Origin of the sequence: Streptomyces sp. NPDC045470 (assembly GCF_040646595.1) — a bacterium.
In the GTDB taxonomy this organism is placed as follows: domain Bacteria; phylum Actinomycetota; class Actinomycetes; order Streptomycetales; family Streptomycetaceae; genus Streptomyces.
The window spans coordinates 184,612-198,255 of the sequence record NZ_JBEZAN010000001.1; the positions used below are offsets into that span (position 1 = coordinate 184,612).

At 72.6% G+C, this 13,644-nt stretch carries 10 protein-coding genes; 4 read left to right on the top strand and 6 right to left on the bottom strand.

Annotated features, from left to right (window positions below):
* Positions 1 to 222: 222 nt before the first annotated feature.
* Positions 223 to 2,352 carry an excinuclease ABC subunit UvrB gene (uvrB, locus tag AB0A97_RS00870; protein ID WP_361142589.1) on the bottom strand — a complete coding sequence of 710 codons (2,130 nt, stop codon included), beginning with the start codon at positions 2,350 to 2,352 and terminating at the stop codon, positions 223 to 225.
* Positions 2,353 to 2,841: 489 nt separating this feature from the next.
* Between uvrB and AB0A97_RS00875 the strand changes: the two genes are divergently transcribed.
* From AB0A97_RS00875 to AB0A97_RS00885, 3 genes are all read left to right on the top strand, one after another.
* The gene (locus tag AB0A97_RS00875; protein ID WP_361142592.1) at positions 2,842 to 3,723 is read left to right on the top strand and encodes a glycerophosphodiester phosphodiesterase family protein; all 882 of its coding nucleotides are present in this window, start codon (positions 2,842 to 2,844) and stop codon (positions 3,721 to 3,723) included.
* A 136-nt stretch (positions 3,724 to 3,859) separates the two neighbouring features.
* Positions 3,860 to 4,420, top strand: coding sequence for a methylated-DNA--[protein]-cysteine S-methyltransferase (locus AB0A97_RS00880; protein WP_361142595.1), 561 nt, complete (start codon positions 3,860 to 3,862; stop codon positions 4,418 to 4,420).
* A gap of 149 nt (positions 4,421 to 4,569) precedes the next feature.
* Positions 4,570 to 5,112 (top strand): DUF1697 domain-containing protein, encoded by a 543-nt coding sequence (locus AB0A97_RS00885; protein WP_361142597.1) that lies wholly within the window; start codon positions 4,570 to 4,572, stop codon positions 5,110 to 5,112.
* Between the two features lie 27 nt (positions 5,113 to 5,139).
* Here AB0A97_RS00885 and AB0A97_RS00890 read toward each other — a convergent pair whose 3' ends face one another.
* Positions 5,140 to 5,739, bottom strand: coding sequence for a DUF1349 domain-containing protein (locus AB0A97_RS00890; RefSeq protein ID WP_361142600.1), 600 nt, complete (start codon positions 5,737 to 5,739; stop codon positions 5,140 to 5,142).
* 206 nt (positions 5,740 to 5,945) lie between these two features.
* A complete protein-coding gene (locus tag AB0A97_RS00895; RefSeq protein WP_361142603.1) occupies positions 5,946 to 6,584 on the bottom strand; it encodes a uridine kinase in 639 nt (212 codons plus the stop codon).
* Positions 6,585 to 6,666: 82 nt separating this feature from the next.
* On the opposite strand from AB0A97_RS00895, the gene AB0A97_RS00900 reads away from it, so the two are divergent.
* The gene (locus AB0A97_RS00900; protein WP_361142606.1) at positions 6,667 to 8,592 is read left to right on the top strand and encodes a hypothetical protein; all 1,926 of its coding nucleotides are present in this window, start codon (positions 6,667 to 6,669) and stop codon (positions 8,590 to 8,592) included.
* Here the strand turns inward: AB0A97_RS00900 and AB0A97_RS00905 are convergent.
* From AB0A97_RS00905 to AB0A97_RS00915, 3 genes are all read right to left on the bottom strand, one after another.
* Positions 8,576 to 10,924 carry a tetratricopeptide repeat protein gene (locus AB0A97_RS00905; protein ID WP_361142609.1) on the bottom strand — a complete coding sequence of 783 codons (2,349 nt, stop codon included), beginning with the start codon at positions 10,922 to 10,924 and terminating at the stop codon, positions 8,576 to 8,578. The genes AB0A97_RS00900 and AB0A97_RS00905 overlap by 17 nt on opposite strands.
* 148 nt (positions 10,925 to 11,072) lie before the next feature.
* Positions 11,073 to 11,531 carry a hypothetical protein gene (locus AB0A97_RS00910; protein ID WP_361142612.1) on the bottom strand — a complete coding sequence of 153 codons (459 nt, stop codon included), beginning with the start codon at positions 11,529 to 11,531 and terminating at the stop codon, positions 11,073 to 11,075.
* A gap of 183 nt (positions 11,532 to 11,714) precedes the next feature.
* Positions 11,715 to 13,640, bottom strand: coding sequence for a helicase-associated domain-containing protein (locus tag AB0A97_RS00915; protein ID WP_361142615.1), 1,926 nt, complete (start codon positions 13,638 to 13,640; stop codon positions 11,715 to 11,717).
* Between the last annotated feature and the right edge of the window lie 4 nt (positions 13,641 to 13,644).

The window sequence follows — 13,644 nt, forward strand, 5'->3', positions numbered from 1 at the left end:
GCCGTCCGGCCATCGGTCGCTCGGCCGTCCGCCCACCGGTCGCTCGGCCATCGGTCGCTCGGCCCCCCAGTCCCCGGCCACCCAGCCACCGCAGCCGACCTGCCAGCACAGGCCGCCTCACCGCAGCCGACCCTCACCGAAGCCACCCCGCGAGGCAATCCTCAATCATCCCCTCCCTCATCGCTCCCGCGGCGCTATCGGCTCCTCCCCGCCATCGCCCCCTCAGCGCAGCCCCGCCTCCTTCATCTGCCGCAGTTCCTTCTTCAGTTCTCCCACCTCGTCGCGCAACCGGGCGGCCACCTCGAACTGGAGCTCGGCGGCGGCGTCCCGCATCCGGTCGGTCATCTCCTCGATGAGTTCGGCCAGTTCCGCGGCCGGCCGGTCGGTGGGCGTACCGCCCTTGGCGGCCTTGCCCTTGGCAGCCTTGCCGCCCAGCGCGGGCACCGGTGCCTTGCCCTTGGCGTCCTTGCTCTCGGCCCCCTTGCGGTAGCCGGTGCCCAGCAGCTCCTGGGTGTCGATCTCCTCGCGCGCGAGGGTCGCGACGATGTCGCCGATCTTCTTGCGGAGGGGCTGCGGGTCGATGCCCTTCTCCTTGTTGTACGCGAGCTGCTTCTCCCGGCGGCGGTTGGTCTCGTCGATGGCCCTCCGCATCGCCGGGGTGATCTTGTCCGCGTACATGTGGACCTGGCCGGAGACGTTTCGGGCGGCCCGGCCGATGGTCTGGATGAGGGAGGTGCCTGAGCGGAGGAAGCCCTCCTTGTCGGCGTCCAGGATCGCCACGAGCGACACCTCGGGCAGGTCGAGGCCCTCCCGCAGCAGGTTGATGCCGACCAGGACGTCGTACTCGCCGGCCCGCAGCTCCCGCAGCAGCTCCACACGCCGCAGGGTGTCCACGTCGCTGTGCAGGTAGCGGACCTGGATGCCCAGTTCGACGAAGTAGTCCGTGAGGTCCTCGGCCATCTTCTTGGTGAGGGTGGTGACCAGGACCCGCTCGTCCTTCTCCGTACGCGTACGGATCTCGTGCACCAGGTCGTCGATCTGACCCTCGGTGGACTTGACGATCACCTCGGGGTCGACCAGGCCGGTCGGGCGGATGATCTGTTCCACATAGCCGTCGGAGCGCGAGAGCTCGTACGAGCCGGGGGTCGCCGACAGGTAGACGGTCTGGCCGACGCGCCCCAGGAACTCCTCCCACTTCAGCGGCCGGTTGTCGAGGGCGGACGGCAGCCGGAAGCCGTGCTCGACCAGGGTCCGCTTGCGGGAGGCGTCGCCCTCGTACATCGCGCCGATCTGTGGCACGGTGACGTGCGACTCGTCGATGACCAGGAGGAAGTCGTCCGGGAAGTAGTCCAGGAGGGTGTTCGGCGCGGTGCCGGGGGCGCGGTCGTCCATGTGCATCGAGTAGTTCTCGATGCCGGAGCAGGAGCCGACCTGGCGCATCATCTCGATGTCGTAGGTCGTCCGCATCCGCAGCCGCTGGGCCTCCAGGTGCTTGCCCTGCTTCTCCATCGTGGCGAGGCTCTCGGCCAGCTCCGCCTCGATCCCGGCGATGGCCTTCTCCATGCGCTCGGGGCCCGCGACGTAGTGGCTGGCGGGGAAGACGTACAGATGCTCGTCCTCGCTGATGACCTCGCCGGTCAGCGGGTGGAGCGTGGACAGCGCCTCGATCTCGTCGCCGAACATCTCGATGCGGACGGCCAGCTCCTCGTAGACCGGGAAGATCTCGATGGTGTCGCCGCGGACGCGGAACGTGCCACGGGTGAAGGCCATGTCGTTGCGGGTGTACTGGATGTCGACGAAGCGGCGCAGCAGCTGGTCGCGGTCGATCTCGTCGCCGACCTTGAGCGGCACCATGCGGTCCACGTACTCCTGGGGCGTGCCCAGGCCGTAGATGCAGGAGACCGAGGCGACCACGATCACGTCACGCCGGGTGAGCAGGGAGTTCGTCGCGGAGTGGCGCAGCCGCTCGACCTCCTCGTTGATCGAGGAGTCCTTCTCGATGTAGGTGTCCGACTGCGGGACGTACGCCTCGGGCTGGTAGTAGTCGTAGTACGAGACGAAGTACTCGACGGCGTTGTTGGGCAGCAGCTCGCGGAACTCGTTGGCGAGCTGCGCCGCGAGGGTCTTGTTGGGCGCCATGACGAGGGTGGGCCGCTGCAGCTTCTCGATCATCCACGCGGTGGTCGCCGACTTGCCGGTACCGGTCGCGCCGAGCAGGACGACGTCCTTCTCACCACCGCTGACCCGCTGCGCCAGCTCGGCGATGGCCGCCGGCTGGTCGCCGCTGGGCTGATAGGGGCTGACGACCTCGAAGGGCGCCACCGTGCGTTCGATCTTGGATACGGGCCGCATGGAACCAACCGTACGACTCCCCACTGACAACCGGCCGGAAAACGCTCCGACCAGCGGTTCCGCAGACGGCGGCGGTGCACGGCGCCGGGCCGCGCAGCCGGGCCGCGGCGGGCACAAGCCCAGAACCGGCCAGCGGGGCCGGGCGGGCTTTCCCCGGCCTGCGGGCGGGCCGGCCGGGGCTTCGCACCCCGGGCCGGGTCCGGCACGTACAGACGTTGCGTGCTGTGTGCGGAGATCACGGGACGGAGGCGTTCAAACACGGAGCACAGGACACTTCTCGTTCAATTTCTGTCCATCAGACGCCTGTCTTCCGGTACATCGCGACTGCGACTCTCGGCGCGTCCCACCTCGGATCCACCGCGTTCCCCGTAGGGGTTCCGGCTCCGTCCCCGGCCGTCCGAAGCCGGGCCGGCGGCCGCGTACCCGGCTCCGGACCGGCCCGCCCGGTCCCGGCACGCGCCAGCCTCCACGTCGTCACTAGGAGTTCGCATGCGTATCCGTCCTGTCGCCACTGTCGCCGGCGCGCTCGTGGGCCTGACCGCCTCCCTGCTCCCCGCCACCGGCGCGCAGGCCGCCGACGGCCGCCACAGAGTGGAGATCGTCGCCCACCGGGGAGCTTCCGCCCACGCGCCCGAGAACACCCTCGCCGCCGTCGACGCGGCCGCCGACCTCGGGGTCACCTGGGTGGAGAACGACGTCCAGCGCACCAAGGACGGCGAGCTGGTCATCGTGCACGACACGTCGCTCGCCCGGACGACCGACGCCGAACAGGTCTTCCCGGACCGTGCGCCGTGGAACGTCGCCGACTTCACGCTCGCGGAGATCGAGCAGTTGGACGCCGGCAGTTGGTTCGGCCCGAAGTTCGCCGGCGAGCGGGTACCGACACTGGAGGACTACATGGACGCGGTGGAGGACAACGGCCAGAAGCTGCTGATGGAGATCAAGGCACCCGAGCTCTACCCCGGCATCGAACGGCAGATTCTCAAGGAGCTGCGCGAGGACGGCTGGCTGGACCGCCAGCACGTCAAGCACCGGCTGATCGTGCAGAGCTTCAACGCCGGCTCGGTCAAGAAGGTCCACAGCCTGCGCTCCGACGTCAAGACGGGCTTCCTCGGTACGCCCGCCGTCGCCGAGCTGCCCAAGTACGCGGCCTTCGCCGACCAGATCAACCCCCAGTACAAGTCCATCGACGCCGGTTACGTCGCGGCCGTGCACAAGGTGAAGGGACCGCACGGACGGCCGTTGGAGGTCTTCACCTGGACCGTTGACGACGCCGCAAGCGCCGTCAAGGCCGCCGGTCAGGGCGTGAACGGCATCATCAGCAACAAGCCGGACATCGTCCGTGATGCCCTGGAGGGCGAGGACCGCTAAGGCGAAAACCGCTGGGACGGGGAACGCCAGGACGGCGACCGGCCCCGGCATCGCTGTCGCTGTCGCTGTCGCTGTCGGCAACGCCCCCGGACCTGGCCCCGGGGGTGTTGTCAGTGGCAGGCCATAGGCTGATGCCGTGACGAACGCAGAGCGTGATCAGCAGGTCGACTGGGCCTGGCGCGTGCTGGACACGCCCATCGGCCCGCTGCTGCTCGCGGCGACCCGCGAGGGGCTCGCGCTGGTGGGCTTCCACGCCGACGAGCGCACCACCCACCGGGCGCTGGGCCGCCTCCGGCAGGCGTTCGGCCGGGAGCCACTGCCGGAGATACCCCACCTGGCCACGGCGGCCGACGAGCTGACCCGGTATTTCGACGGCGGTCTGCACACCTTCACCGTCCCTCTGGACTGGTCCCTGTCCTCGGGGTCCTCGGGCTTCAACGAGCGGGTGCTGCGGGTGCTGGCCACCGACGTCGCGTACGGCACCGTGGTCGGCTACCAGGATCTCGCCGACCGGGTCGGTGAACCAGGAGCCGCCCGTGCGGTGGGAGCGGCCATGGGCTCCAACCCGCTCCCGGTCGTCGTGCCCTGCCACCGGGTGGTGGCCAGCGACGGCGGCATCGGGGGTTTCGGCGGCGGTCTGGAGACCAAGCGCCGGCTGCTGGCTCTGGAGGGTGTCCTCCCGCAGCCTCTCTTCTGACGGCCCCCGGGGCTTCGTCCTCGTACCGCTGCCCTCGTCCCCGTACCGCTGTCCTCCCGGTTACGCCGACGGCCTCGCACTCCGGTTCCCTCGGCTTCCCCGCGCCCACCGTCCTCTCGCTCCGCCCGAACGAAAGACGCGTATACGCCATGTCCCGCCAGGTGGCCCTGCTCCGCGGCATCAACGTCGGAGGCAACAAGAAGTTCCCCATGGCACGGCAGCGTGAGCTGTTCGCGTCGCTGGGCCACACGGACGTGACGGTCCTCCTGCAGACCGGCAACATCGTCTTCGCCGACCCGGGCACGCCACCCGCGGAGACCGCGCGCCGCATCGAGGCGCGGATCGCCGACGACCTGGGCTTCCCCGTTCCGGTGATGGTCCGCACGCGCGACGAGCTGGCCGCCACCGTCGCGGCCAATCCCTTCCCGCAGGCGGAGGCGGAGCCGAAGACCCTGCATGTGACGTTCCTGTCCGACATCCCCGCCGACGTGGCCCCGCTGGCGGCGCTGCATTCCGACGCTTACGCCCCGGACCGGCTGCGGCTGACCGGCCGCGAACTGTACCTGTGGTGCCCGGGCGGAGTCGGCCGCTCCAAGCTCGCCGAAGCCGTGTCCCGCGCCCGGCTCGGCGTGACGGCCACCGCCCGCAACTGGAACACGGTGACCAAGCTGCTGGCCTTGGCCGACGCCTGACACGGTCCGGGGCGGCCCGGCGGGCGCTCAGTGGAGGGACGTATCGGCCGGGCCCGTGGCGAAGCGGGTGAACCGTACCCGCAGCCCGGCCCGCTGCGGCGCGCAGCAGAACGGCCCCGCGGCCGCCGTCGCGTCCGGGGCGAGGGGCGCCAGCCGCACCATGCGCCACGGTTCCTGTTCGCGCCGCGCCCGCACGGTCAGCGCGTCACCGCTGCGGCTCACGCGCACGGTGACCTCGCGCCCCGCCCAGGACGGCACGGGCGCCAGCGACCAGTCCGACCACTCACGGGTGACCACCGCGCCCAACTGCGGCGCGCCGTCGCTCATTTCCACCCCGGCCTTGACCCAGGTGCGGCCGTCCACCCGCACCAGCACCCCGGCCTGGTCGTACAGTGCGTCGAAAGCGGCGATGAAGGAGACTTCCACGGCCGAGTCCGCGGGGAAGGGCGTCAGCAGCGCGTGGCCGGTGTCCCGGTCGAAGCCGTAACTGGTCCGCCGCCAGAAGTCACTCCCCTCGGCGGCTGTGACGACCAGCGTGCCACCGCCCACCACCGCCGGCTCGCGCACCGCTTCCGGCGGTGGGTTCAGCCACTGCGCCGCGTCCGTGTCCCAGCCGATGTCCTCCATGCGCAGCGCCCTCCCGGATTTCCGCACGCCGTGGTCGTCGGCTCACGCTAACCGGCACCGCACTCGGCGGTGACGGCTTGTCAGTGGTGGGGCGTACGGTTTTCGGGAGCGGGACGACTTTTCGGAAAGGGGGCGGCTTTCTGGTGGGGCGGCTTTCGCGGCGGCGTGTGCCGGTTCTCGGGAGGCGGGTGACCGTGATCGGCGGGTCAGCCGTGTCCGTTCCAGGCCGGGCGGTCGGGATCGTCCGCCTTCACGACGACATCGGCGGCCTCCTCGGGCCGTACCTCGTCCTCGTACCGCGCGAAGGCGGGCAGCGTCCACCGCTCGTCTTGCGGAGTGCGGCGGGCCAGCGCGGCGGACGACAGTTTCAGGTGGACCGACAGGTCGAAGGGGAACCAGTGCCCGAACAGCAGCGGACCGTGCAGGAGCAGCACGCCGCCCGGCGGCAGTTCGGCGTACGGGCTGCGCGTGGCCCGGTCCGTCCGGGGGTCCCACAGGTCCGGCAGCACCCGTCCCGTACCGCCCGGGTCGAGTGGCGTGAACACCTCCCGCCAGAGCGCCTGCCGGTCGAACCACGTGTCGTAATACGCGTCGGGGTCCTCCTTCCCGTACTCCAGGCGCAGGGACGCGGGACGCAGGAAGCCCTCGGCCGCGACGACGTGTACGGGCCTGCCGCGCAGCCGCAGCGCTTCGGCGAGCCGTCCGGCGGCGTCGGCCGGGCGGGCCGCCGACGCTCCGTCGACGGCCACACGCAGCCACGGGCCGCCGTCCGCCGACGTCGTCGCACCGATGCGCTCGGCGAGCGCGTCCGTCAGCCGGTCCCAGGTGATCGCTTCGAGCCGCACCTCTACATTGTGCCGGGCGCGCCGGATGACCGAGCACAGCGGCTAGGGTGGCCGGTCGAACCAGGGGTGAAGGGTGAGGTGTGTGGGGGAAGCGGTCACGGACGGGCAGAAGTGGCTGCGGGTTCCGGTCGGCCCGGAGGCGTCGCAGTGGTCCACCCGGACCGGGGTCGCACGCGTCCTGTTCGTCGTGCACAACGTCACCTCCGCCACCCGGCTCCTGGACGTGCTGCCCCTGTTCGACGCCGATCCGCGCGTCCAGTGCCTGGCGACGTGTACGGGTTCCTCGCCGTACCTGCACGGCGTACCGGAACTGCTGGCGGACGCCGGGCTGCCCGTCCTGCCCTGGGAGCAGGCCGTGGAGACCCCGGTGGACCTGGCGGTCAGTGCCAGCTATGGCGGCGAACTTCATCTGATTAAAGGGAAGTTGGCTGTCCTGTCGCACGGCATTGGCTACAATAAGAGGCTGCCTACACCGGACACCGGACACCGGACACCGGACACCGGACACCGGGAGCCGGGGCCGGGGCCGGAGCAGGATGCTGGACGGGCGCCGGTTTTCGGGCTCTCGCCGGAGTGGCTGCTGCGGGACGGTGCGCCCGTCGCGACGACGACCGTCCTGTCCCACCCCGAACAGCTCTCACGCCTCCGCGACGCCTGCCCGCCCGCTGCCCGTACCGCCGTACTCGCCGGTGACCCCTGCTTCGACCGCCTGCTGGCCGCGCTCCCCCACCGTGACAGCTTCCGCCGCGCACTCGGCGTGTCCGCCGGCCAGCGCCTCGTCGTCGTCAACTCCACCTGGGGACCGCGTTCCCTGTTCGGCGACGCCGACGACGTCCTCCCCCGGCTGCTGGAAAGCCTCACCCGCGAACTGCCCGTCGACTCCTACCGCCGCTGCGCCGTCCTGCATCCGAACATCTGGCACGGTCACGGCCCTGGTCAGGTGCGTGCCTGGCTGCGCCGTGCCGAGCAGGCCGGGCTGACCGTGGTCCCGCCGCTCGGGCCGTGGCGGCAGGTCCTGGCCGCCGCCGACGCCGTCATAGGCGATCACGGCAGCGTGACGTACTACGCGGCCGCCATCGGCACGCCCGTCCTGCTCGGTGCCTTCCCGGAAGCAGACCTCGACCCGGCGTCGCCCGTCGCCGAACTGGGCCGCACGGCTCCCCGTCTACGCCCGTACGAACCGCTCCTCCCCCAGCTCGACGAGCTGCTGGCCCACCACCGCCCCGACCGTTACGCCCAGCTCACCGCCCTGGCCAGTTCCTCTCCGGGCAGTTCGGCCGCGCTGCTCCGGCGCACTTTCTACGGGCTCATGGGCCTCGCCGAGCCCGGCACTCCGGCCTACCTGCCGCGACTGCTCGACCCCACGTTCGGTGACCTGCCCTCCGACGTCCCGCCCGCCCCTCCGCTTCTGGCTCCCCTCCGGGTCCTGACCCGCCTGCGCGACCACCGCCCCGCCGCGCCTCCCGAGATAGCCGTCACCCGCCATACGGACAGCCTCGGCGCGGCATCACACCCGGCTCCGGTCCCGGCACCGGGCCTGGGCCCGGAACCCACCGCACCCCCGGGTGCCGTCCCCACCGCATCACCGGCCCCTGCCCACAGCCCTGCCCACACCGCTGTGCACCCCGGCGCCCACACCGCCGTCCACGAGGATGTCCCGGACGCGACCCGGCTGGCCCTCGCCGACCTGGTGCTCCACGACTCCCGGCCCGAACCCGCGGCGTGGGCCCAGGAGGCGATGCGGCACCACCGGCACTGCGCCATGGCCGCGTGTGTCACCGCGCCGGACACCTGCCTCGTACGCATTCCGGACGGGCGCCTGGTCACCCTCACCGCGGCACCCGGCCCGGACGGCCATCGCGACCTGTGCGATCCGGCCGTCTACGCCTCGGCCCTCTACGCCTGGTACGAGCGCGGAAAGCCGGTTGAAAAACTCCTCGACGGCCTGGTCGTGGTGACAGGCGGCACCAGCCACCACCTGACGGTGACGATCACTCCTCCTCGCTGACCTCCTCGCCGGCCTCCCCGCTCGGAGCCGCTCTCCACCGGGCGGCGGCCTCCAGCCGGCCGAGCCGTGCCCGAACGGCACTGGTCCTGGGTGACCCCGTCCTCTCGTGGAAGCCGAGCGCTGCCCGCAGGTACCGGCTCTCGCCCGCCGTGTCCCCGGCCAGTCCGGCCCGGTCGGCGCGCAGCTCCGCCAGGTCCGCCTGCTGGACGACCGAGCCTTCCGTCGCCATGACCGACGCGGCCCGGCCGAGCGCCTCGTCCGCCTCCTCGGCACGCCCGGCGTCGAGCAGGGTCCGTCCGAGGCTCATCAACACCCGGGCCTCGTTGTACGGGTCGGGCAGCGCGCGTATCAGCTCCTGCGCGTGCCGCAGCTGAACGACCGCTTCCTCGTGGCGGCCCATGCCCTGGAGCGACCGTCCGAGGTGATGTTCGAGCAGCGCCAGCGCACGCGGGTCGCCGACCTGCTGTGCCAGGCGCCTGGCCGCCCGGAAGCACTCGGCGGCGTCGCTCCACCGCTCCTGCTTCAGATGCAGCAGTCCCAGGGACTCCACCGCCGTCGCCTCACCCCGTACGTGCCCGGCCCGCCGGTCGGCCGCGGCCGCCGCCGCGAACTGAGCCCCCGCCTGCCCGTACTGCGCCAGTCCCAAGTGGGCGAAACCGAGCTGGGCACGCATCCGCCCTTCGGCCTCGGGGCACTCCTCCGCGCAGCGGGCGGCGGCCTCGACGCCGAGCCGGTGGGTGGAGACCCACTGCTGGTGGAAGCCGAGCCGCAGGTGCAGCCCCCACATGGCCTCGCACAACTGCCACGTCAGGTCGTCGAGTCCGTGGTCGGCCGCGGCCCGTACCGCCTCCGCCAGATTTTCCCGTTCGCCCCGCAGCCAGGCCAGCGCGCTGATGCCGTTCTCGTAGGCCGCAGGCCGGCCCGCCAACCGTGTGTACGCGGGCCCCAGGTGCCAGCGGCCCGGCAGCACGCACGCATCGGCCGCGGCTGCGGCCCGCACGTACCAGAGCAGCGTGCGGCGGACGGCTGCCGCGGCCCCCGCGATTCCGTCCTGGGCCGGCGCACGCTGTTGCGCGTACTCCCGCCACAGGTCGTGAAACCGGTAACGCACCTGGCCGGAAGCGTCGGCCCGGCCCTCTGGCCCGGCTTCCGCCCCTCCTTCCTCGCCGGTCGCGTCCTCCAGCAGCCGCGCGTCGGCGAGTTCGGCGAGCAGGGGGCCCGCCGCGTCCTCGGGGATTCCCGCGGCGGCCGCGGCGGCGCCCGGCGTCAGATGCCGCCACGGCCGCAGGCTCGCCAGCCTGAACAGCCGGGCCGCGGCCTCCGAAAGGTGCCCGTACGAGGCGTCCATCGCGCCGCGCATCGGCTCTTCCGCCGTATCGGCGGGTGCGGCGACTGCGGTGGAGGGGTCAGGTGCGGTGACGGGGGCACCGGATGCGGCTGGTTCGGAGTTCGGCGCGGCGGCCGCCGCATCCGCGCCGTGCGGCGGGGGCGCCGCCTCGTTCCCGCCGTTCGTGCTCATCTCGCGCTCCAGCCGTTCCCAGTCCGGCTGCTGCCGGACGGCGGCGCGTGCCCCGATCGCGCACAGCGCGAGCGGCATACCGCCGCACCGCCGCGCCACCGCCTCGACTCCCGGGCCCGTCCCGCCCAGGCGGGCGAGCAGCCCCACCGCGTCGGGTGTGCGCAGCGGTCCGAGCCGTACGGTGTGCGCGCCGTACTCGATCACCAGGCGGCCCAGGTCGGTCCGGCTGGTCACGATCGTCAGGGAGCCCGGTGACGCGGCGAGCAACGGCCGTACCTGTGCGGCGGAATGCGCGTCGTCCAGCACCGTGAGGATGCGCCGATCGGCCGTCACGCTGCGGAACGTGCTCTCCTGGGCGTCGGGTTCCGCCGGTATCCAGTCCCGGTGGACCCCGAGGTCCCGCAGGAAGCGCGACAGCACGTCGGACGGCGCGGCCGCGGTCGTGGCGGACGCCCCGCGCAGGTCCGCGTACAGCTCGCCCTGCCCGAAGCGTCCCCGCAGCGCGGCGGCCAGACGCAGGGCGGTGGCCGATTTGCCCACCCCGCCCGGCCCCCACAAGACGACCACAAGGGGCGCTCCGGCCTCCCCCGTGCCGCCGGCGCCGTCCCTCGGCGACGCCTCGTCCAATAAGCGCGTCACCTCGGCCAGTACGGCGTCACGGTCGACGAAATGGCGGGTGCCCGGGGGCAGCGTACGGGGCACCGGCGCGCCCGGCATGATCGCCGGTGTGGCCTCCTGGATCGTCACCGTGCCGATCGTCCGGGCCTGCACGACGGCCCCGTACACCGTCCCGCCACTGATCTCGTTCCGCACACCGGCGGCCGCCGGAACGGGCGTGGCTGCATCGAGCGGAGCCTCAGCGCGTGAGGACTCATCGGGCAGGGTCGTATCGAGGGAGCGCTCATCGGGCGGGGCCGCGCCGGGCACGGAGGAGGAGGGTGCAGGAGCGCCGGGCTCCGGGTCAGCCACGAGCGGGCCCTTCGCCGAACCCACCGCCACGCTGGTCCAGCCGGGTGACCACACCGGCCTGGATGGTCGTCCCGTGATGCACCCCGCCGCTGATGGAGTTGTGCACCTCTCGCACCTCGACCCTGGTGCCCTCGTCCGGCCGGAGTTCCGCCAGCAGCCGCCGCAGTTCCTCGGCCGCCGCCGGGTCGTCGCGGAGTGCCCGCCGCAGCCGCACGCGCCACTCGGCCGCCACGTCGGCCGCGCCGTCCTCGTCACCGTCGCGCTGCGCGGTCACCAGCTCCGTGCGCGACACTTCCAGCTCCCCTTCGAGAGTTTCTTCCGCACTGCCGCCCCGGCGCCGCGCGAGGAACGCCGCCACCCGTTGCCGTGCCTGCGTCCAGCCCTCGGTCGCCATCTGCTGCACCAGCGCCGTCGCCCCCGCCGTCGCGAGCGCCGTCAACTCCGCGTCCATCGGTCCCCCCTTGTCCCTGCCGTACGAGGTGTACGGACGTGCTCGCTGTCACGGTGCGTCGCTGCCACGGTAGGGGAGGATGTCCCCCGCCCGCTTCGCCCGTTCCCTCCGCTCGCCCCTCCGACTCCTTCTTCTCCCAAGCTACTTGACACCACTGACAGTCACCGTCCTCCGCCGCTTCCCTCACCCCGAAAGGAGTCGTCGGGCAAGGGTCAGGGGCGCGGTGGCGGGGCCGGACGAGGTGACGCCGGTGCGGTGGCCGGTGGGCCGTTCGACGGACGCGGTGCCGGTTTCGGATTCGAGCGCGGGAGCGTAACCGGCACCGCGGAGCGCTTCGAGCGTCTCGGCGGGCGGCCGGGCACTGGCGAGGACGGTGGGGGCGATGGCGCGCAGGCCGAGGGCCTGGAGGGCGCGGTGGGCGGCGAGTTCGCGGATCAGGGCCTCGTCGTCGGAGCGGACGCAGCATGCGGTGGGCAGTACACGCATCCGGCCGTGCGCACGGGCGGCGTCCTGGACGAGGTAGGTCAGGGGCTGCGGCAGGGGGCCCGCCGCGGACACTTCGGCAAGTGCGGTGAGCAGATCCGCGGCTCCGTGTCCGGCGTCGAGCGCCCGGCGTACGGACGCCGGGCTGAACCGCCAGGTCACGGCGTGCCCTTCGAATTCGCGGTCGGCGGCCGAGGACAGCAGGCTCGCGAGGGGCGCGGACGGGGCTCCCGGCACGACGGCCGTCAGGTCGGCCTGGAAGTGGGCCTGCCCGACGGGCGGCGGAAGCAGCTCCCGGAGGTACGAGCCAAGCACTTCGGGGTCCGCTGGGGACGCTGCGAGCAGAGCATGGCCCAGAGGGGTCAGGGCACCGTGTGCGACGAGTGCTAGGAAGGCGGCCTCGTCCAGGATGTGCGCGGCACGGTCCTCGGCCAGCGGCTCACCGACGACGGCCAGCGGCCGGTGCCAGGCCGCGGCGTCGAGGAGCGCGGGCAGGTCGGGCCGGTGGTCCGGCGCTCCGGACGGCCCGGCCGGGAGGGACGGGTCCGCCGGAAGCCGGGGAGGCTGCTCACCCGCCGGGGCGCTGGCCAGAGCTTTGAGGAGCGCATGGCGCAGCGCCGGAGCGTGCCGGTCCTCGCCGCGCACCAAGGCGGTGGGGGTTTCGCCGAACGGCGTGTAGGTGGGGATGGCCCAGAGGCCGGTCCATGCGGTGAGGACCGGCACCAGCCGGTCACCGGGCGCCTCGGCCAACCATGCGTCGTACGCCCCGGTAGGCACCGCCGTGATGCCGGCGGGAGTCCGCTTCAGGGCGACGAGGTCGGCGGCGAGCACGAGGTCGAGCAGGAGGCGGGTACGGGCTTCGGAGGTCCCCGCCGCCTTGGCCAGCCGCTTGATCTCACGCAACGCCAGGCCACCGGTCTTGCGGAGAGCCGCGGGCTGGGCGGCGAGCGCGGCGAGCAGCCGGTCCAGGATGGCGGCGAGGGCCGATGCGGCGGCCTGGGACTCGTCCCGGAGGGAGGCCGCGGCAGGAGCGAGCGCTTGCGGTGCTGCGGCTGTCACGGGTACGGATTCCGGTGCGGCGGTTTCCGGGAAACACGGCGCGACAGGAGTGAAGACCCCCAGGTCATGGGCGGCCAGGAGTTGCGGCGTGCGCGGCGGGACCACGATGGCGCCGTCCTCGGTGGGGGCGGCGAGCCCGTCCGCGTAGAGGAGTTCCAGGGCGGTGGTGACGGCATCGCGTGCGGGGCCGGGGGCGGCGGCGCCGAGGGCCTGGAAGGCGTCGTCCGCCGGGACCGGTTCGGTGGCCAGGTCCGGGAACGACAGCCGGTGCGCCATCAGTGACTGGTAGTCGGCTCCGGCGGTGGGGGCCGCGGGTACGGGGGCGGCGCTGCGGGCCAGGCCCTGGCTGATGCGGGCGGTGGCGGCGAGCAGGTGGAGGCGGGGGTGGTCGAGATGGAGAACGGTGTGATGGAGGGTTTCGTACGACCAGAGGGCCCCGGCCAGCTCGCGGAGCCTGGTCGGGGCCGGCCTGCGGGACAGCGGTTCCGCGTGCCGGGTGAGCAGGGCGGCCAGCTCGTCGGGGGTGCGCTGTGCGAGGGAGCGGGTGAGTGTGTCGAGACCTTCCACGGTC